This window comes from Microbacterium sp. gxy059 (assembly GCF_050958665.1).
GTDB lineage: Bacteria > Actinomycetota > Actinomycetes > Actinomycetales > Microbacteriaceae > Microbacterium.
In genome coordinates, this window is the sequence record NZ_JAMXWT010000015.1 from 1 (window position 1) to 20,044 (window position 20,044).

The 20,044-nt window shown below is 71.5% G+C and carries 15 protein-coding genes and 1 tRNA gene; 4 read left to right on the forward strand and 12 right to left on the reverse strand.

Annotated features, from left to right (window positions below):
- Nucleotides 1–425 precede the first annotated feature (425 nt).
- The 8 genes from NHL53_RS09705 to iolC all read right to left on the reverse strand — a co-directional run bounded on the left by NHL53_RS09705 (nt 426) and on the right by iolC (nt 8,836).
- Nucleotides 426–501 (reverse strand) — tRNA-Arg (locus tag NHL53_RS09705).
- Nucleotides 502–597: 96 nt separating this feature from the next.
- Entirely contained in the window at nt 598–1,143 is a 546-nt protein-coding gene (locus NHL53_RS09710; protein ID WP_433776665.1) for an asparagine synthase, read from the reverse strand.
- A 183-nt stretch (nt 1,144–1,326) separates the two neighbouring features.
- Nucleotides 1,327–2,337 (reverse strand): inositol 2-dehydrogenase, encoded by a 1,011-nt coding sequence (iolG, locus tag NHL53_RS09715; protein ID WP_433776666.1) that lies wholly within the window; start codon nt 2,335–2,337, stop codon nt 1,327–1,329.
- A 40-nt stretch (nt 2,338–2,377) separates the two neighbouring features.
- Nucleotides 2,378–3,319 carry a sugar phosphate isomerase/epimerase family protein gene (locus NHL53_RS09720; protein ID WP_433776667.1) on the reverse strand — a complete coding sequence of 314 codons (942 nt, stop codon included), beginning with the start codon at nt 3,317–3,319 and terminating at the stop codon, nt 2,378–2,380.
- Nucleotides 3,320–3,359: 40 nt separating this feature from the next.
- Entirely contained in the window at nt 3,360–5,273 is a 1,914-nt protein-coding gene (iolD, locus tag NHL53_RS09725; RefSeq protein ID WP_433776668.1) for a 3D-(3,5/4)-trihydroxycyclohexane-1,2-dione acylhydrolase (decyclizing), read from the reverse strand.
- Between the two features lie 161 nt (nt 5,274–5,434).
- Nucleotides 5,435–6,949 carry a CoA-acylating methylmalonate-semialdehyde dehydrogenase gene (locus tag NHL53_RS09730; RefSeq protein WP_433776669.1) on the reverse strand — a complete coding sequence of 505 codons (1,515 nt, stop codon included), beginning with the start codon at nt 6,947–6,949 and terminating at the stop codon, nt 5,435–5,437.
- A 31-nt stretch (nt 6,950–6,980) separates the two neighbouring features.
- On the reverse strand, nt 6,981–7,889 hold the full coding sequence (locus NHL53_RS09735; RefSeq protein ID WP_433776670.1) for a Cgl0159 family (beta/alpha)8-fold protein: 909 nt from the start codon (nt 7,887–7,889) through the stop codon (nt 6,981–6,983).
- Nucleotides 7,889–8,836 carry a 5-dehydro-2-deoxygluconokinase gene (gene iolC, locus NHL53_RS09740; protein ID WP_433776671.1) on the reverse strand — a complete coding sequence of 316 codons (948 nt, stop codon included), beginning with the start codon at nt 8,834–8,836 and terminating at the stop codon, nt 7,889–7,891. The genes NHL53_RS09735 and iolC overlap by 1 nt, the downstream gene beginning before the upstream one ends.
- 149 nt (nt 8,837–8,985) lie before the next feature.
- On the opposite strand from iolC, the gene NHL53_RS09745 reads away from it, so the two are divergent.
- Entirely contained in the window at nt 8,986–9,747 is a 762-nt protein-coding gene (locus NHL53_RS09745) for a GntR family transcriptional regulator (RefSeq protein ID WP_433776672.1), read from the forward strand.
- A 196-nt stretch (nt 9,748–9,943) separates the two neighbouring features.
- Here NHL53_RS09745 and NHL53_RS09750 read toward each other — a convergent pair whose 3' ends face one another.
- On the reverse strand, nt 9,944–11,458 hold the full coding sequence (locus tag NHL53_RS09750) for a glyceraldehyde-3-phosphate dehydrogenase (protein WP_433776673.1): 1,515 nt from the start codon (nt 11,456–11,458) through the stop codon (nt 9,944–9,946).
- 345 nt (nt 11,459–11,803) lie between these two features.
- Here NHL53_RS09750 and NHL53_RS09755 point away from each other — a divergent pair, with 345 nt between their 5' ends.
- Together NHL53_RS09755 and NHL53_RS09760 are read left to right on the forward strand one after the other, a co-directional pair.
- Complete coding sequence (locus tag NHL53_RS09755; protein ID WP_433776674.1) at nt 11,804–12,910, forward strand: hypothetical protein; 1,107 nt, start codon at nt 11,804–11,806, stop codon at nt 12,908–12,910.
- A gap of 150 nt (nt 12,911–13,060) precedes the next feature.
- The gene (locus NHL53_RS09760) at nt 13,061–14,401 is read left to right on the forward strand and encodes an AAA family ATPase (RefSeq protein WP_433776675.1); all 1,341 of its coding nucleotides are present in this window, start codon (nt 13,061–13,063) and stop codon (nt 14,399–14,401) included.
- 215 nt (nt 14,402–14,616) lie between these two features.
- Here the strand turns inward: NHL53_RS09760 and NHL53_RS09765 are convergent, their stop codons facing one another.
- The 3 genes from NHL53_RS09765 to NHL53_RS09775 form a co-directional block, all read right to left on the reverse strand.
- Nucleotides 14,617–15,228 carry a thymidine kinase gene (locus tag NHL53_RS09765; RefSeq protein WP_433776676.1) on the reverse strand — a complete coding sequence of 204 codons (612 nt, stop codon included), beginning with the start codon at nt 15,226–15,228 and terminating at the stop codon, nt 14,617–14,619.
- Between the two features lie 454 nt (nt 15,229–15,682).
- Nucleotides 15,683–18,190, reverse strand: coding sequence for a DEAD/DEAH box helicase (locus tag NHL53_RS09770; RefSeq protein ID WP_433776677.1), 2,508 nt, complete (start codon nt 18,188–18,190; stop codon nt 15,683–15,685).
- A gap of 385 nt (nt 18,191–18,575) precedes the next feature.
- Nucleotides 18,576–18,710, reverse strand: coding sequence for a hypothetical protein (locus tag NHL53_RS09775; RefSeq protein WP_433776678.1), 135 nt, complete (start codon nt 18,708–18,710; stop codon nt 18,576–18,578).
- 511 nt (nt 18,711–19,221) lie between these two features.
- On the opposite strand from NHL53_RS09775, the gene NHL53_RS09780 reads away from it, so the two are divergent.
- Nucleotides 19,222–19,866 carry a YigZ family protein gene (locus tag NHL53_RS09780; protein ID WP_433776679.1) on the forward strand — a complete coding sequence of 215 codons (645 nt, stop codon included), beginning with the start codon at nt 19,222–19,224 and terminating at the stop codon, nt 19,864–19,866.
- Nucleotides 19,867–20,044: the final 178 nt, after the last annotated feature.

Consider the following 20,044-nt stretch of genomic DNA (forward strand, 5'->3'; position numbering starts at 1 on the left):
GGGCGGCGGCGTGATGAGCTCGTGGCCGGGGAGGCGGCTCCGCGCCCACTCGTCGCCGCTCGCGGCGAGCGCCGTCTGTTTCATGCCGGGCTCGCGAACATGAAGGCGCGTCCGAGGTCCTCCGGCTCGAGCGCGTGACCCCGGCCGCGGGCGTCCGTGCCGCTGTCGACCGTCCACGGCCCGCCGGGGCGAACTCGCGCAGCCAGGCGAGGACGGCGCGGTCGAGCATCGGGCGCCATCGCCAGAGCGCGCTTCGGGTCTCGGGTGACGGGCCGAAAGGAATGGGGAGGCCTTGATCCGGCCGCGTGGTGCCGCCCTCAGCGGACACCCGGGCCGCAGGCCACCGATGATCCGGCGCGAGCAGGAGAGCCGTCTGACCGCGAACGCAGAAACGGCCCCCACCGAAGTGGAGACCGTTTCTCGTGTGGCGCGCCCCGAGGGACTCGAACCCCCAACCTTCTGATCCGTAGTCAGATGCTCTATCCATTGAGCTAGGGGCGCATCCTGTCGCTGCGTTTCCGCGGCAACTCATTAAGACTACACCGAACCGCGATGCCGCACGAAATCCGGGCGGCAGGCTCGGGCGTGTCTGAGCGATCAGTGGGAGCCGTCGTCCGCCTGCTGGTGACGGCGCTTCGACTCCCCCGCGAGGCGCTGCAGGTCGACGAACATGAGCGCCTCCATCCGCGCCTCGCGCATGCGCGCGTATTCGGGGTCGTCCTCGGGGCGCATCGCCTCGATCGAGAGACGGCGGTCGAGGTTCATCTCGACGTCGTGCCACGCGGCCGAGCGCGCGTCCTCGACGATGGTGCGCACCTGGTCCGGATCCTCGGCGAGCTCGCGGAGCTTCTTCGCGACGCCGCCGTACTGCTTCGCCCGGCGGCGGAGGTTGCGGGTGTCGCGGTCGCGGTAGTCGTGGGTGCCGCGGGAGTCGCTGTGCCGCCCCCACGCCTGACGTCGCGCCTGCTTCATCGCGATCGACGCGTTCTCCTGCTCATCGGCGAGAGCGTGGAGCGCCTCGCGGGCGTCCTCGCTGAACGCGTCCGGATCGAAGTCGTCGTCGCGGGTGATGGTGCCGACGAGGATGCGGTTCTTCACCTGCAGCCGCACGGCGGCGAGGGCGATCGCCACGCCCTCTTCCACAGCTTCAGCATTGCGCCTCACAGCAACGTCCTCTCCGCCCTCCAGCGTAGTCGGCGCGGCCCGCGAGAACCTGCGCGACGACGCTCCGAGACGGCGGTCGCTCCACCCGTCGGATCCCGCCCGCCTCCCGAGACCGATCGGCGCTCGGAGGGAGGCTCCTCGAGGAGCGAGAGCGCCGCCCCGTCAGCTCAGGTCGACGGGAACAGCGACCCCCTCCTCGGCGGACCGCTGCGCGGCGTCGGCGAGGATCAGCGCGGCGCGGCCGTCGTCGAAGGTCGGGCTCGTCGACCCCTCTCCGCGCGCGAGCGAGACGAACTCCGCGAGCTCGGCGGCGTACGCCGCGGCGTAGCGCTCGAGGAAGAACTCCTGGTACGGCGGCTTCGCCTCGACGTGCTGAGCGGTGGACAGGCTCACGAGGCTCGTCGGCGCGTTCGCGACCTGCAGCATGCCGCGCGCGCCGAACGCCTCGAGGCGCTGGTCGTATCCCGTGGCGCTGTGACGGGAGTTCGCGATCGTCACGATCGCCCCGCTCGCCGCGCGCAGGGTCGTGACGGCGGTGTCGAAGTCGCCGTGCTCCCTGGCGCCCTCGTCGAAGAGGCGGCTGCCGACCGCCTGCACCTCGACGATCTCGGGCAGGAAGAAGCGCGCCATGTCGAGATCGTGGATCGTCATGTCGCGGAAGATGCCTCCCGACGCCCGCACGTAGTCGGCGGGAGGGGCGGCGGGATCCCTGCTGATGATCGACAGCTGCTCGAGCGCGCCGATCTCCCCGGCCTCGACGCGGGCGCGGGCGCTCGCGAAGGCCGGGTCGAAGCGCCGGTTGAAGCCCAGCGCGACCGGCACGCCCGCCTCCCGGATGACGGGGCGGAGCGCCTCCACCCGCGAGATATCGAGGTCGATCGGCTTCTCGCAGAGCACGGGGAGTCCCTGCGCCACCGAGGACGCGATGAGGTCGACGTGGGTGGGGGTCGGCGACGCGATGAGCACCGCATCCGCCTCGCCGGATCCGATGAGATCGTCCGCCGAGTCGGTCGCGCGGCCTCCGTATCGCTCCGAGACGCGCCTGGCGCCCTCGACGAACGGATCCGCGACGACCGCGAGCGTCGTCCGGGGGTTCGCGGCGATGCCGGCGGCGTGCACCTGGCCGATGCGGCCGGTGCCGATGAGCCCGATGCGGAGGGGAGGCGGGGTCATGGGAGTCCTTTCGTGGAGCGACCGCCGAGATCGGCGCCGCTCAGCTCTGCCGTGCGAGGTGGGTGCAGCCGAAGATGTGCTCGCGCGTGCGGCGCGCGATCGGGAACGGGCGATCGACGTCGCAGCCGTACATGTCCTGCTCGACGATCGCGAAGATGTCGGGGGCGATCGTCGCGACCGCCTCGATGATCGGCGCGAGGTCGGGAACGCCGTGCGGCGGCTCGATCATGATGCCGCCCGCCACCGCGTCGGCGAACGACGTGTCGTTCTTCAGCACGTCGAACAGGAGCGACGGATCCACCTGCTTCAGGTGCAGGTAGCCGATGCGCTCCGGGCGTTCCTCGATGAGGCGCAGGCTGTCGCCGCCGTAGTAGGCGAAGTGGCCCGTGTCGAGGCAGAGGCTCGTGTAGCGCTCGTCGGTCTCGTCGAGGAAGCGCGTCACCTCGCGCCAGGTGCCGACGTGGCTGTCGGCGTGCGAGTGGAACTGCTGCGCCACGCCGTACTCCTCGGCGAGCGCCTTGCCGAGCCGGTCGTGGCCCGCCGCGAGCTTCGCCCACTGCTCGTCCTCGAGCGTGCGCGGCTCGAGCGCCTCCCCCGTCGCGTCGCTGCGCCACAGATCCGGGATGACGACGATGTGCTCCGCGCCGAGCCGGGAGGCAAGCCCCGCGACGCGCACCGCCTGGTCCCACGCGCGCCGCCACTCGTCGTCGCTCTTGTGGAAGCCCGTGAACACCGTGCCGCCGGCGAGCTTCAGCCCGCGGCTGCCGAGCTCGTCCTCGAGCTGATGGGGATCCGTGGGCAGGTAGCCGTACGGGCCCAGCTCGATCCAGGTGTAGCCCGCCTCGACGACCTCGTCGAGGAAGCGCCGCCACGGCACCTGCCTCTCGTCGTCCGGGAACCACACGCCCCACGAATCGGGGGCCGTGCCGATGCGCAGGCCGGGGTTCTCCCCCGTCGCCGCGGTCAGGTCGGGTGCCGACATCTTCGTCCTCTCGGGTCCTGTGCTCGTTCTCGCGCCGCGCTCAGCCGAGCAGCGGTCGCTGGGCCTTCTGCTGCTCGACGTACTCGGCGCGGGCGCGGGCCGTCGAGGCGATCGCCGACTCCTCTGCGACCGGCACGTCCCACCATCCTGCTCCGTCGGGCGCGTAGATCAGCGGATCGCTGGTGATGTGGATGACCGTCGCGCGGTCCGACGCCTTCGCCGCGCGCACCGCGGCGCCGAGGTCGTCGATCGCGCGCGGGCCCGGATCGACCTCGATGACGTCGAGTCCGTAGCTGCGGGCGTTCGCGGCGAGGTCCACGGGCAGCACGTCGCCGCTCTCGAAGCTCCGCGCCTGCGGGTCGTAGGCGCGGTACTTCGTACCGAACCGCTCGGATCCGACCGTCTCGGAGAGGTGCCCGATCGACGCGTAGCCGTGGTTCTGGATGAGCACGACGATGATCTTGATGCCCTCGGCGACCGCCGTCACGAGCTCCGTGTGGAGCATGAGGTACGAGCCGTCGCCGACCATGACGATGACGTCGCGATCGGATCCCGACGCCTCCGCGCCGCGCTTGGCGCCGAGGCCGCCCGCGATCTCGTACCCCATGCAGCTGAAGGCGTATTCGACGTGGTACCCGAGCGGATCCCGCACCCGCCACAGCTTGTGCAGGTCGCCCGGCAGGGATCCCGCGGCCTGGACGACGACGTCCTCCGGATCGGAGGCCCGCTGCACGGCGCCGATGATCTCGGGCTGGCCGGGAAGCGCGAGGCCGGACGGCGCGAAGGCGCGATCGACCTCGGCGTCCCACGCGGCCTTCTCGCGGGCGACGCGCGCGGCGTGGGCCGTCGGCACGACGTGCCCCGCGAGCGCCTCCGTCAGCTCGAGGATCGCCTCGCGCGCGTCGGCGACGACGGGCAGCTGGGTGCCGTGCTTGTAGGCGTCGAAGGAGGCGATGTTGATGTTCACGAAGGCGACGTCGGGATCCCGGAACGCCGTGCGCGACGCCGTCGTGAAGTCGCTGTAGCGGGTGCCGATGCCGATGACGACGTCCGCCTCCGCGGCGATCCGGTTCGCGGCGAGCGTTCCCGTGGCGCCGACCCCGCCGAGGTTCTGCGGGTGGTCCCAGGCGAGCACCCCGCCGCCCGCCTGGGAGGTTCCGACGGGGATCCCCGTGGCCTCGACGAGGGCGCGCAGCTCGTCCTCGGCACCGGAGTAGAGCACGCCGCCGCCCGCGACGACGAGGGGCCGCTCGGCGCGGCGGATCGCCTCGGCGGCGGCCGCGATCGCGTCGCGTTCCGGCCGCGGGCGCCGGATGCGCCACTCGCGCGGCTGCAGGAACTCGGCGGGAACGTCGAGCGCCTCGGCCTGCACGTCCTCCGGCAGGGCGATCGTCACGGCGCCCGTTTCCGCGGGGTCGGTGAGCACGCGCATCGCGGAGAGGGCGATCGAGAAGAGCTGCTCCGGCCGCTCGACCCGGTCGAAGAAGCGCGAGAGGGGCCGGAACGCGTCGGTGACCTGGAGGCTCGTGTCGTGCGGGTGCTCCAGCTGCTGCAGCACGGGATCCGCGACGCGCGTCGCGAAGGTGTCGCTCGGCAGCAGCAGGGCGGGGAGGCGGTTCGCGGTCGCGAGCGCCGCGGCGGTGAGCATGTTCGCGGCGCCGGGGCCGACCGACGCGGCGGCCGCGTAGGTGCCGCGACGGCGGTGCATGCGGGCGTACCCCACGGCCTGATGCACCATGGCCTGCTCGTTGCGGGCCTGGTGGTAGGGCATGAGGTCGGGGTGCGTCTCGCCCAGCTGCTTCAGCGCCTGTCCGACGCCGGCGACGTTGCCGTGCCCGAAGATGCCGAAGACGCCGGGGATCGTGCGCTCGCGCACGTCTCCGTCGACGGTCCACTGGTTCGCGAGGAACGCGATGAGCGCCTGGCTCACCGTCATCCGCGTCGTCTGTCCCATGTCGTTCTCGCTTCTCGTCGCTGCGGTGCGGGTCGGTCGGGGTCTGCGGGTCCCGTTCGGCCGGGTCGGGTCGGGGCGGGCCTGTGGATCCCCAAGTCTTCGTCAATTCCCCCGCCACACGCAGCGGACTTGTCGAAGACCTGGGGACCTGGACCGCGGGCTCAGTCGTTCTGCGGGAATCCCAGGTCGATGCCGCCGTGGGTCGCGGGGTCGAGCCAGCGGCTCGTGATCGCCTTCTCCCGGGTGAAGAAGTCGAAGCCGTGCACGCCGTAGGCCTTCGCGTCGCCGAACAGCGACTGCTTCCACCCGCCGAACGAGTGGTAGGCGACGGGAACGGGGATCGGCACGTTGATGCCGATCATGCCGACCTGGACCTCGTTCTGGAACCGCCGCGCCGCTCCCCCGTCGTTCGTGAAGATCGCCGTGCCGTTGCCGAAGGCGCCCGAGTTGATGAGCGCCACGCCCTCCTCGTAGCCGGCGACGCGCACGACCTCGAGCACGGGCCCGAAGATCTCCTCGGTGTAGGCGCGCGAGTCGGTCGGGACGCGGTCGATGAGCGTCGGCCCGAAGAAGAAGCCGCCCTCCCCGCCCGGCACCTGGAAGTCGCGGCCGTCGACGACGATCGTCGCGCCGTCCCGCTCGGCGATGTCGACGTAGCCCGACACCTTCTCGCGGTGCTCGCGCGTGATGAGCGGCCCCATGTCGGGCTCGGGCGTCGACGCGCCGTCGCCGATCCGCAGCTTCTCGATGCGGGCGACGATCTTCCGGATGAGCTCGTCGGCCACCGGCTCGACGGCGAGCACGACCGAGATGGCCATGCAGCGCTCCCCCGCGGCGCCGTAGCCCGCGTTGATCGCCTGATCGGCGACGAGGTCGAGGTCGGCGTCGGGCAGCACGAGCATGTGGTTCTTCGCCCCGCCGAGGGCCTGCACGCGCTTGCCGTGCGTCGAGGCCGTCTCGTAGATGTACTGGGCGATGGGGGTGGATCCGACGAACGAGATCGACTGCACGACCGGATCGGTCAGCAGGCCGTCGACCGCGAGCTTGTCGCCCTGCAGCACCGTGAAGACGCCGTCGGGCAGCCCCGCCTCCTTCCACAGCTCGGCGAGCCACAGCGCGGCGGACGGATCCTTCTCGCTGGGCTTGAGCACAACCGCGTTGCCCGCCGCGATCGCGATGGGGAAGAACCACATCGGCACCATGGCCGGGAAGTTGAAGGGGCTGATGATGCCCACGACGCCGAGCGGCTGCTTGATCGAGTAGACGTCGATCCCCGTCGAGACGCTCTCGCTGAACGCCCCCTTGAGGAGGTGCGGGAAGCCCGTGGCGAGCTCGACGACCTCCTGGCCGCGGAGGATCTCGCCCATCGCGTCGGAGCGCACCTTGCCGTGCTCGCGGGTGATGATGTCGGCGAGCTCGCCCTTGCGGGCGTTGAGCAGCTCGCGGAACGCGAAGATCACGGCCTGGCGCTTCGCGATCGACAGCGCGCTCCAGGTCTCGAATCCGCGCTGCGCCGACCGCAGCGCCTCGTCGATCTCCGCCTGATCGGCGAGGGCGACCTCGGCCTGCTTCTCGCCGGTGGCGGGGTGGAAGACGGGGGCCGTGCGCCCGCTCGTCGAGGCGCGCGGGGCGCCGTCGATCCAGTGCCCGATCGTGGGGGTGTCGGTCTCGCTCATGATGTCCTCTTCCGTGCGGGAGGGTCGGTTCTCACGCGTCGTCGCGCGCGGTGTCGGGGTGGACGAGGCGGGCCGCGGTGTCGACCGCGCCCGCGACGTCGTCGTCGGGGGGATAGAGCAGGTTGCGCCCGACCGTGAGGCCGACGACGCCCGGCAGGGCCAGCGCGTCGCGCCAGGACGCGAACATCGCGTCGGGGTCGCCTCCGCCGTCGCCGCCGAGCAGCAGCGTCGGCATCGTCGTGGCGGCCATGACCCGCTCCATCTCGTCGACGACGGGCAGCTTCATCCACGTGTACGCGCTGTCGGCGCCGAGCCCTGCGGCGATCGCAATCGACCGGATGACCGCGTCGGGCGTCAGGTCGTTCACGATCCGTCCCTCGCGCCAGTCGCTCATGAAGGGCTCGAGCATGATCGGCAGTCGCGCCGCGGCGGCCTCGGTGACGGCGCGCGCGGTCGCCTCGAGGGTGGGGAGGGTCCCCGCATCGCCGAGGTTGATGCGCACGAGCGCCTTCGCGAGGTCGATGCCCCGATCCGCCATGGTCGGCACGTCGTAGGCCGTGTAGCGGTCGTCCATCTCGAACGACGCGCCGCGCAGGCCGCCGCGGTTCATGGATCCCACGATGAGCGTGTCGTCGAGCAGGCCGAGGCCCGCGAGGTCGTCGACGATGTCGGGCGTTCCGAGCACGCCGTCGACGCCCGGGTGGGCGAGCGCCGTCGCGAGCCGGTCGAGCAGGTCGTAGCGGTCGTCCATCGCGTTCGGATCCTCGCCGACGGCGAGGGATCCGCGCGCCGGGTGGTCGGCGGCGATGATGAACAGGCGCCCGTCGGAGCCCAGCAGGTCGCGGCGCCGGCGGCGGGCGAAGATCTCCGAGAGCTCCGCAGGGCGGCGCGTGCGCAGCTCGCGCAGGGCGGCGAAGTCGCTCTCGACGAGGCGGCCCATCAGAGAGCTCCCTCGAGCGCGCGCTCGACCTCGTCGGAGGTCGGCATCGCCGTCGAGCATTCGCGGCGCGACGCGACGATCGCGCCGGCGACGTTCGCGAAGCGGAGGATCCGCTCCAGGACCCATCCGGAGAGCAGTCCGTGGCAGAGCGCCCCGCCGAAGGCGTCGCCCGCGCCGAGCCCGTTGACGACGTCGACCGCGTGGGTGGGCACCTCGACGCGCTCGTCGCGGGTCTTGGCGAGCACCCCCTTGGGGCCCTGCTTGACGATCGCGAGCTCGATGCCGCGCTCGAGCAGCGCGTCGGCGGCGCGGTCGGGATCGGTCTCTCCGACGGCGACCTCGCACTCCTCGCGGTTGCCGACCGCGACGGTCACGCGTCCGAGGACCTCCTCGAGCTGCGCGGTCGCGTCGGCGGGGGTCTCCCAGAACATCGGTCGGTAGTCGAGGTCGAGGATCGTGTGCTCGGCGCGCTCTCGCGCCTCCAGCGCCGCGTGGTGGGCGCTGCGGCTCGGCTCGTCGCTGAGGCCCGTCGTCGTGACCCAGAGGATGCGCGCCGCGCGCACGGCGTCGGCGTCGATCTCGGCCGGCTCGACGTTCATGTCGGGGGCCTTGGGCTCGCGGTAGAAGTAGAGCGGGAAGTCGTCAGGGGGGAAGATCTCGCAGAACGTCACGGGGGTGTTCAGCACGGGATCCGTGGCGACGAAGCGGTTGTCGACTCCGAGACGCTCGAGCTCGGCGAGCAGGTATCGGCCGAACGGGTCGTCGCCCACGCGCGAGACGAGCGCCGTGCGGCGTCCGTGCCTCGCGCCGGCGACCGTCACGTTCCCGGCGGTGCCGCCGAGGTACTTGCCGAACGTCTCGACCTGCTCGAGGCCCACGCCGTCCTGCAGGGGATAGAGGTCGACGCCGAGGCGTCCGATGGCGAGTACGTCGGGGGCGAAGCTCATATCGGCAGACTCCATCGTGGTGTGACCGAAGGGGATCCCGGGCAGCGATCCCAATTTGTCCTGACAATATCACAACATATCGGGCTCGCACGAGGGCGAGGAGAGCGCCTGCGTAGGATTGTGCGGACATGCACGACGAGGGGGATCCCATGGCAGCCGACGCACCCGTCTGGCCGGATGAGCTGTTCGCCGACCTCGACCGCACGGGCCCCATCCCCCTGTACTTCCAGATCTCGAGCCGGCTCGAGAGCGCGATCCGCTCCGGCCGGATCCCCGCCGGCGCCCGCATCGAGAACGAGATCGCGATCAGCCAGCGGCTCGGGCTGTCTCGCCCGACCGTGCGCCGCGCGATCCAGGAGGTCGTCGACAAGGGGCTGCTCGTGCGCCGCCGCGGCATCGGCACGCAGGTCGTGCAGGGCCAGGTCACCCGCGAGGTCGAGCTGACGAGCCTCTACGAGGACCTCAAGGGCTCCCACCTCTCCCCCGGCACGCGGCTCCTCGCCCTCGAGACGATCGCGGCGCCCGAGGCGGTCGCCGAGAAGCTCGGCGTGCCCGTCGGCGACGAGGTGCTGCGGCTGCGGCGCCTGCGCACGACCGACGGCGCCCCGATGGCGATCCTCGAGAACCACCTGCCGACGCGGTTCGCCGACCTCGGCGCCGCGCAGCTCGAGGAGACGGGCCTCTACGCGATGCTCCGCGCCCGCGGCGTGACGATCCGCGTCGCCCAGCAGCGCATCGGCGCGCGCAGCGCCCACGACGACGAGCCGGAGCTGCTCGACGTCGACCGCGGCAGCCCCCTGCTCACGATGGAGCGCGTCGCCTTCGACGCGTCGGGCGAGGCCGTCGAGTTCGGCCGCCACGTCTACCGTCCCGACATGTACAGCTTCGAGACGACGCTCGTCGCGAAGTAGCGCCGCCTCCGGCCCCTTCCCGGGCCCACCACCACCGGCTCGCGAGTGGCGCAGATTCTCGCGAGTGGCGCAGATATCCGACCCCATTTCTGCGCCTTTCGCGAATGTCTGCGCCACTCGCGAGCCAGAGCAGCCACGCGACCGACGCACGGGAGAGGGCGGATCCGAATGGCTCGGATCCGCCCCTCCCGTGCGCTCAGGCCAGTGCGGCGCGCGCCTCGTCCGCCAGCTCGTCGGCGATGGCGTCGTCGAGCGCGACGGCGCGCCGGAGCGGCAGGACGGTGGGGTGCGCGCCCGCCATGCGCTCGAGCACCCGCACCACCTGGCAGGAGTAGCCGTACTCGTTGTCGTACCAGACGTAGAGGACCACGTCGCGGCCGCCCTCCGCGATCGTCGCGAGCCCGTCGACGACGCCGGCGCGGGTGCTGCCGACGAAGTCGCTCGAGACCGCCTCGGGCGACTCGGAGAAGTCGATCTGCTGACGCAGCGGCGCGTGCCGCGAGGTGCGGCGCAGGAACGCGTTGATCTCGTCCTTCGTCGTCTCGCGCCGCAGCCGGAGGTTGAGGATCGCGAGCGACACGTCCGGCGTGGGCACGCGGATCGCGCTGCCGGTCAGCCTGCCGCGCAGCTGCGGGAGCGCCTTGGCGACCGCGCGGGCCGCGCCCGTCTCGGTGATGACCATGTTGAGGGCCGCGGATCGGCCGCGTCGCTCGCCCCGGTGGAAGTTGTCGATGAGGTTCTGGTCGTTCGTGTACGAGTGCACGGTCTCGACGTGCCCGCGTTCGACGACGAAGGCCTCGTCGAGCGCCGCGAGTACGGGGGTGATGGCGTTGGTCGTGCAGGAGGCGGCGGAGAGGATCCGATCGCCCCCGTCGATCCGCTCGTCATTGACGCCGAAGACGATGTTCTCGATGTCGCCCTTCCCGGGGGCGGTGAGCAGCACGCGCGCCGTGCCGGGAGCCTCGAGGTGGCGGGCGAGGCCGTCGCGATCGCGCCACCGGCCGGTCGTGTCGGCGACGATCGCGTCGCGGATCCCGCGGCTCGCGTAGTCCGCCTCCTCGGGGGACGCCGCGGTGATCACCTGCACGAGGGCGCCGTTGGCGATGAGGGCGCCTCGCTCCTCGTCGACCTCGATCGTGCCGGCGAACGGCCCGTGCACGGAATCGCGGCGCAGCAGGCTCGCGCGCTTCTCCAGGTCGCCCTCGGCGAGATCGCGCACGACGATGGCACGCAGCCGCAGACCGGATCCGGTCGTCTGGTGCGCGAGGAGGATGCGCGCGACGAGGCGGCCGATGCGCCCGAAGCCGTAGATGACGACGTCGGTCGGCGCGGAGGGGCGGGCGTCGACGACGTCGACGAGCTCGGCGCGCAGGAACGCCGCGAGCGACGCGTCGTCGTAGGATCCGCCCCGCTCGTCGTGGATCTCGACGAGGCGCGCGATGTCGACGGAGGCGGGGCCGGGGCGCAGCGCGGCGAGCGCCTCCAGCACCGCCATCGTCTTCTCCGGGTCGAGCACCTCGTCGCCCACGCGGCGCGTCGTGCGATGCGTGGCGAGGATCTGCTGCGGCGACAGCTGCAGCAGGCGGCGCCCGTGCAGCGAGGGGACGATCCCCTGCTCTCGGAAGAGGCGTCCGATGAGCGGGATCATCCGCTCGGCGAGCTCCTCCCAGGCGGCGAATTCGGCTCGGAGTGTCTCGTAGGGTTCGTTCACGCGCTGCGACTCCCTCGTCGGGCGGGCCGGGTGGGCCCTCGTGGATGGTCGTGCTCTCCACGCTACGAGCAGGAAGGATCCGCGATCCCGCCGTCCCGCCCGCCAAGATCCGCGATTCTTGTCCTCACGGCAAAGGCGGTCCGGCGGGGCGAGACGGGGCGCGGCTCTTCGTTTGTCAGCCCCCTCCCGAATCCTGGCCGCATGTTCCGTCATTGGAGAAGAAGAACCCCCACGACCGGCTCAAACACCTCGTCGCGCGATGCATCGAGCGACGGAGGGGGAGCCGGTCGCTCCGCGACGACGTTCGGCCCCGACTGGGGCCAGGCGTCTATCGTCAGCTTGGGCTTGACCGTTATCGTCCTGCTCTGCGCGACCACGCTGGCAGTGGTCCTGACCGGTCACGATGCACCGTCACGCATCTTGCCGAGTGTGTGGTCGATCTGGGGAGAATGGGGGCGCGCTTCTGGTGCTCACATGCCTTGGACCGCGCCCGCGCTCCTTGCCATCCTGGGCTTGCTCGTGACCTTCGCCAACGCGGTGTTCCGCGGCGACACCGCAGACTCTGCTGATACCCGCCACGCCGTCACCGCGCTCGCGCACGTCTTCACTGCCTTCTTCGCGACCTGGACTGTGTTCGTGATCGCGGGTCTCACCGCGTCACCTCTCGGGACCGAAGCGGCGGACCTGGCCGAACGGCGAGAAGCCATCAGCGGTCTCCTGCTCATCGCCGTCCCGGCGCTGTTGCTCGGCCTCGCCTCGGGCCGTTTCCTTCTCGCACCGCTGACCGCCCGCATCGCGAACGCGCGCGAGAGCATTCGTCGCCTTCGGGAGGAGATCTCGTGGCTGGACAGCCGTTCGTCACACGCCTCGAATAGAGTCCTCGTGCTGCGGACGTACGTCTTGCTCGGGGTGTTCCCCGTGGGGACGTTCCTTGCCGTGATCGCTGTTGGCGCGATGACGAGCATGTCCTGGCAGAAGGCCCTCCCGCTCGCCGCTGTCTGTCTCGTGGCGAATCTGTTCACCGCTTACGGGACGTGCGTTCTTCTCTTCGCGCGTGCGCAGCCCCCCGGCCTGCTGTGGAGCCCCGGACCTGTCGGTCTCCACCGGCGGAGACGTCAGCTGAAGCCATTCGGAAAGGTCTTCCATGGCTTCGGGCGCGCCTTCTTCATCTTCGGGCTGATCGTTCAGGTTTTCCTGTGGGCGGCGGCGTGCTCCGCTGACGCAACAGCCCCGGGTCATTGGCTAGCACTCTCGCTCACGACCTGTCTTGGTGTGGCACCAGTCGCTGCATTCATCGTCGATACCCGCTCGGAGCGCTCATCGTGGATGGGGCTCGCGCTCCGCACGCGGGTGAGAAGCCTGGAGCAGACGGAGAAGCGACATGAGGCGCTCACCGCGCAGCAGGCACGCGAGCGAGAGAGCAGCGCGGCAAGCACCTCAGAGGCCCCCTGACCTCGCGGGCGGACAACGTCCGATTGACAATCTCCGTTCCCGGCACCACGGCGAGGACATCTTCGCGGGGTGCTCCTGGGTAGGCTTGCAAGTGTCCGTCGCGCGCGCGACGGTGTGTGACGATGCTTCAGAAGCACCGGAGGGGGCGCCATGCGCGACAGCTCGAACGACGACGGTCTGAACGCCGAGATCCGGCCGGACGGATCCGCCGTTCTCGTCATCGATGAGACGCCGCGCGAGATCGCGACGACGCACGCCGAGGACGCGCGCCGCGAGATCGTGCGGCTCACGGCCGAGATCGCGGCGCAGCTCGACCACCCCGTGCGCGTGGTCGTGATCGAGCCCGACGGGCAGTGGCCGCTCATCGTCTCCGGAGACGGCGGCGTCGAGCACGCGAGCCCGGACCCCGCCCCCTACCCGACGCGGCCCGCCGCGCCGCGCCCCACGTCTCCGACGCTTCCGACGGCCGCCCCCACGACGCCGCGCCCCTCGACGCCGCAGGTCGAGGTGACGCCGCGCAGCACGCAGCGCGAGTTCGCCGACCGCAGCGCGCAGCGCGAGACGTTCCTCACGAACAGCGGATCCGACGAGCAGGACGAGCAGCCCGCGACGCAGGGCTTCCGCGGCACGATGACCCGCATGGGCATCCGCATGTCGCCCGGGGCCGCCGAGCGTGCCGAGCGCGCCGACGAGATGGCCGTCGGCCAGCACTGGCCCGGCCCGCGCACCATCGCCGTGGTGAACGGCAAGGGCGGATCCGGGAAGACGCCCACGACGATCCTCACGGCCGCCGTGTTCGCCCGCTACGGCGGCGCCGGCGTGCTCGCCTGGGACAACAACCAGACCCGCGGCACGCTCGGCTGGCGCACCGAGAAGGGCGCCCACGACGCGACCCTGCACGACATGCTCGGCGCCGCCGACCACCTGCTCTCGACCGACGCGCAGGCCGCCGACGTCGCGCACTACGTGCACCACCAGCGCCGCGACCGCTTCGACGTGCTGCGGTCCCAGCCGATCGCGCTCGCGTCGGAGCAGCGGGTCACGGCGGAGGACGTCGACAAGATCCACGCGGTCGCCGCTCGCTACTACCGCCTCATCGTCATGGACTCGGGCAACGACGAGTCGGATCCGCTGTGGCGCCGCATGATCGACCGCACCGATCAGCTGGTCGTCGCCACGACGACCCGCGACGAGCACGCCGAGGCCGGTGCGCTGCTGCTCGACGCCCTCGCGGAGCGCGACGAGCGCTCGGCGCAGCTCGCGGCGAACGCCGTGACGGTCGTGAGCCAGGCCGACCAGAAGGCGCCCCTCAACGAGGTGCGCCGCGTGATCGACGGCTACCGGAAGCTCACGCGAGACGTCGTGCAGATCCCCTTCGACCCGGCGATGATCGACGGGCACCTGCACTTCGGCGCCCTGCGTCCGCAGACGCAGCGCGCCTGGCTGGCCGCGACCGCCGCGATCGCCCGCGGCCTCATCGCCGAGTCCTGAGCGCCCGCTCCGAGATCGCGATGCCCGCGAGCGGCCGCGCAGCGGGGCTCTCGCGGCACCGCGGATCCCGCATTCGCGTGCCACGCGGCGTGCGCTGACGCCCCGCGGCACGCGGGTCAGACGCCGACGCACTCGGCCGGGCCGGGCGATGCGCTCCGCGCCGCGGATCCTTCGGGACGTTCGGGTTCCGGCGCGACGACGTCCTGCCCGGCCGTTCAGGTGCGCTCGCGCGACTCCGACCGGTCCGCTCCTCCCGCGGAGAAGTGCCTCCGGCAGCGCGCCTGGTAGGTCTCGGCGCCGCCGATGTGCTCCGCGGCGGCCGTGAGCGCGCCTGTCCTCGCGCCCGGGGAGACCCGCAGGTGGAACGCGGCGTCGGCGCCGCACACGGCGCAGACCGCGGTGAGCTTCGCGACGTCCTCGGCGAGCGCCATGAGAGACGGCATCGGCTCGAACGGCGCGCCGTCGAACGTGACGCTGAGGCCCGACGCGATCACCGTGGTCCCCCGATCCAGGATCCGCTCGATCGCCGGGATCAGCCTCGGGCCGAAGAACTGCGCTTCGTCGATCGCGAGCAGTCCCGGCGGATCGCCCTGCCCCGCGATCCGCAGGATCCCCTCGGCGTCGGCGGCCGTGCGCGACTCCGCCTGCTGACCGGCGTGCGAGGAGACCGCCCCCGCACCGAACCGGGTGTCGACGGCGTGCGAGACGACGACGACGTCGACGCCCGCGGCCCGGGATCGCCGCACGCGACGCAGCAGCTCCTCCGACTTCCCGGCGAACATCGGGCCGGCGATGACCTCGAGACGGGCGACAGCGGATCCGCGCATGGCGCCAGACTACGTCGGCGTCGCCCTCCGCACCGTGTCTCGAAGAGCGCGGGAATGCCAGCGCCATTCCCGCAGAGATCGAGACACGCACCGCCCCCAGGCCCCACCATGTCTCGAAAGGTGCGGGAATATCGGCACCATTCCCACCGGAATCGAGACACGCACCGCCCCCAGGCCCCACCGTGTCTCGAAAGGTGCGGGAATATCGGCACCATTCCCACCGGAATCGAGACACGCACCGCCCCCAGACCCCACCATGTCTCAAAAGGTGCGGGAATATCGGCACCATTCCCACCGGAATCGAGACACGCACCGCCCCCAGGCCCCGCCGTGTCTCAAAAGGTGCGGGAACGCCGGCGCCATTCCCGCAGAGATCGAGACACGCACCGCCCTCCGCACCCCGCCACACCGCACGGCAGGACGGGCCGCCGCCCCGGCGGGGGCGCGGGGCCAGCTACAGCCGCACGACCTCCGAGACCCGCACGACGGCCTCGCCCTCGTCGGCGGACGCCGCGAGATCGACCTCGGCGCGGATACGCCAGTCGTGGTCGCCCGCCGGGTCGTCGATCGTCTGCTCGACCCGCCACACGTCGCGATCGCTCTCGTCGATGCGGCACAGCTGCGGCGAGCGCGCCGCCGCGCCCGTGAGGATCTCGTCGTGCTCGGCGTAGAACGCGTCGAGCGCCTCGGGCCACCCCGCGTCGGGGTCGAGATCGGCGAGCTCGTCGTCGCGTTCGAGGGCAGCGAGCTGCACCCGCCGGAACATCGCGTTGCGCACGAGCACCGTGAACGCGCGACGGTTCTTCACGACCGAGGGCGGTGACGGAGGCACGACGGGCCCATCGGCGGGATCCGCGTCGAGCCCGGCGATGAGCGTCTCCCACTCGTCGACGAGGCTCGAGTCGACCTGACGCACCATCTCGCCCAGCCACTCGACGATGTCCTCGAGCTCCGGCGTCCGCGCCTCGGGCGGCACCGTCTGGCGGATCGTACGGAACGCGTCGGAGAGGTAGCGCAGCACGAGTCCCTCGCTGCGGCCCAGCTGATACCACTGCACGAACTCAGCGAACGTCATGGCCCGCTCGTACATGTCGCGCACGACCGACTTCGGCGACAGGCGGAAGTCGCGCACCCACGGCTGCGACGAGGCGAAGGTCTCGAACGCCTGCTGCAGCAGCTCGTCGAGCGGCTTCTGGTAGGTGATCTCCTCGAGCAGCTCCATGCGCTCGTCGTACTCGATCCCCTCGCGCTTCATGGCGCCGACCGCCTCGCCGCGGGCCTTGAACTCCTGCTGGGAGAGGATCGCGCGCGGGTCGTCGAGCGTCGCCTCGACGACGCTCACGACGTCGAGCGCGTAGCTGCCCGTGCCGACTGCGCCCGGCCCCTCGTCGGGATCCAGCAGCTCGAGCGCCGCGAGGGCGAAGGGCGACAGCGGCTGGTTGAGGGCGAAGTTGGGCTGCAGGTCGACGACGAGCCGGATGTCGGATCCGCGCACCTCGACGAGGCCCGCGTCGCGGAGCGTGCGGAAGATCGCGAGCGCCCGGCGGGCGAGCGCGTACTGCTCGCGGGGCGGCTGGTGGTTGTCGAAGACGAGGGAGCGCACGTTCGCGAACACGTCGCCGCCGCGCGCGATGACGTTGATGAGCATGGCCGACGTCATCTGCATCTGCGGGGCGAGGGGCTCCGGATCCGCCTCGATGATGTTCTCGAAGGTCTGCTCGCTCCAGCTGACGAAGCCCTTCGGCGCCTGCTTCTTCTGCACCTTCTTGAGCTTCTTGGGGTCGTCGCCGGCCTTCTTCCGCGCCTGCTCGTTCTCGATCTCGTGCTCGGGGGCGAGGACGATCACGTTGCCGTAGGGGTCGTACCCCGCCCGCCCGGCGCGCCCGGCGATCTGGTGGAACTCGCGGGCGCCGAGGCGCCGCATGCGCGTGCCGTCGTACTTCGACAGCGCCGTGACGAGCACCGTGCGGATCGGCACGTTGATCCCCACGCCGAGGGTGTCCGTGCCGCAGATGACGCGCAGCAGACCGCGCTGGGCGAGCGTCTCGACGAGGCGCCGGTAGCGCGGCAGCATGCCCGCGTGGTGCACGCCGATGCCCGCTCGCACGAGGCGCGAGAGCGTCTTGCCGAAGCTCGTCGTGAAGCGGAAGTCGCCGAGCGCCTCCGCGATCTCGTCGCGCTGGGCGCGGGAGGCGACGGCGATGCTCGCGAGCGACTGCGCCCGCTCCATCGCCGCGGCCTGGCTGAAGTGCACGATGTAGACGGGCACCTCGTTCTCGTCGAGCAGCTCCGTCACGACCTCGTGGGCGGGGCGCTTCTCGTAGGAGAAGTGCAGGGGCACGGGGCGCTCGGCCCCCGCGACGAGCGTCGTTGCGCGACCCGTGCGGCGCGTGAGGTCGTCCTCGATCCGGGTCGTGTCGCCGAGCGTCGCCGACATGAGCAGGAACTGCGCCCGCGGCAGGAGCAGGAGGGGGATCTGCCACCCCCACCCGCGGTCCCGGTCGCCATAGTAGTGGAACTCGTCCATGACGACCTGGTCGACGTCCGCGGCCTCTCCCTCGCGCAGGGCGAGGTTCGCGAGGATCTCCGCCGTGCAGCAGACGATGGGGGCATCCGCGTTCACCGACGAGTCGCCGGTGACCATGCCGACGTTCTCGGCCCCGAAGGTCTCGACGAGGGCGAAGAACTTCTCGCTCACGAGCGCCTTGATGGGCGCCGTGTAGTAGGTGCGGCCGCCGCGTCCGATCGCGATGGCGTGCGCGGCGATGGCGACGAGTGACTTCCCGGTGCCGGTCGGCGTCGCGAGGATCACGTTGCTGCCCGAGACGAGCTCCATGAGCGCCTCGTCCTGCGCGGGGTACAGCTCGATGCCGCGCTCGAGGGTCCACTCGAGGAAGGCGTCGTAGAGAGCGTCGGCGTCATCGCCCGCGGCGCGGGCGGCTTCGAGCAGCGAGGAGGTCATCCCCTCGAGTCTGCCTCATCCCGCGGGCGGGGCCTGCGCGCGCGGCTCACCCCGCGGCGCGGCGGGGCAAGGTGCCGGAGTGCCCCGGGGCGCGGATGCACGACGACGCCACCTTTCGCCCGGATGGTCCGACACGCCGTCGACCCGAGCGCCACGAGCGCTGATCGGCGTCGTCCTGCATCGGGTGGCGGCCCGAGAGCCTGAACTGCGGACGGATGCCGCTTCCGCGTAGCGGCGCCCCCTCCGCTCCCCGCGAATGCACGACGACGCCATTGTTCATGCCGCTGGCCCGACCCGCCGGTGACGGGCGCACTTCGGATGCCGATTGGCGTCGTCGTGCACCGGGGTCCTCGTGCGGTGCACGACCCTGCAGCGCCCCGGCGCGTCACTTCGCGGGCGCGCGCCGCGCCTCCCTGCAGGCACGGTATGCGGCGTTGATCCGATTCGCGTTCACGGCGGTCGTGATCGCGGCCGCCAGGGGGCCGAACATCATCAGGAAGACCATCATCTGCGTATCCATGCCTCCATGTTCCCTGGGCCCGCCGTCCGGCGCCTCCGCCGCGTGACGGGGATCCGCCCTCCCCCGCGCGGGGGATGCGGAGCGATTCACTCGTCATGAATCGGTCGTCGACATCCGCCCTCCTCCGCACCGGAGGTGCGGGGCCGGCCACGTCGCCGTGGGGAGCGAGACGAGGTCGCTCTTCGCGCGATCCCCCGCCGCGTGGGTGATCCGCAGGCCTCGTCCAAGAGATGGCGGCGTCGTGCATCCGGCCGTCAGCACGCGTCTCGCCCGCCGCGCACTTCCTCCCGCGGTCCCGTTTCCTGCAGCCCCGCCGAGGTTCTGGCCTCCTCGATGCACAACGACGCCAGTTCCTGCGCGGGCCGCTCGACGCGCCGGTGATCCGCGCGACCCGTCCGAGAAATGGCGTCGTCGTGCACCGGGCCTTCCCGGCACGCGGCGCGGCACCCGTCATCAGAACGGCCACGACCCCGCCGACGATGTCGTCGCTCCGCGCCGGTAGCCTCGGAGGATGCCCGTCTACCCCGCCACGATCGCCGAGCGGGTCGAGCACGAGCTCGAGATCAGACGGTCGCGGTTCCTCACCCACCTGGTGCCGGTCTCCTCGCCCGAGGAGGCCGACGAGGAGATCGCGCGGATCCGCAAGCGCCACTGGGACGCGAACCACAACTGCGTGGCGATGGTCACGGGCACGACGGGCGACCAGGCGCGCTCGTCCGACGACGGCGAGCCGTCGGGCACGGCGGGCATCCCGATGCTCGAGGTGCTGCGTCGGCGCGGGATGACGGATCTCGTGGCAGTGGTCACCCGTTACTTCGGCGGCGTCAAGCTCGGCGCGGGAGGCCTCGTGCGCGCATACGGCGCGGCGGTGTCGGAGGCGCTCGATCACGCGACCATCGTCGAGCGCCGAGCGCTCACCCGCGCGACGTTCGCCGTCAACCACGCCGAGGCAGGGCGCTTCGACAACCTGCTGCGCGACTGGACCCGCTCCCACGACGCGGTGCTCGGCGAGACGCGGTACGTCGCGCGGGCGGAGTTCGAGGTGTGGACCCCGGCCGACGCTCTCGGCCGCCTCGCGGACGACCTCGCCGCCTGGTCGCAGGGATCCGTCGCTCCGGAGCCCGGCGAGGTGCGCATCGTCGACGTGCCCGCCTGAGCGGGCCGCTCCGCATCACCCGACGGTTCCCTCTCCCCGGGTCGCAGAAGCGCACCCGCCCAGAGCCCGCACCCGTGCGTTACCCAGACCCGGGCGGTGCCCCTGCCCGCTAAGTCGCAGAAACGCACCCATCTGCCACTCACATCGGTGTCATTCGCATACTCGAGCAGATCATCCA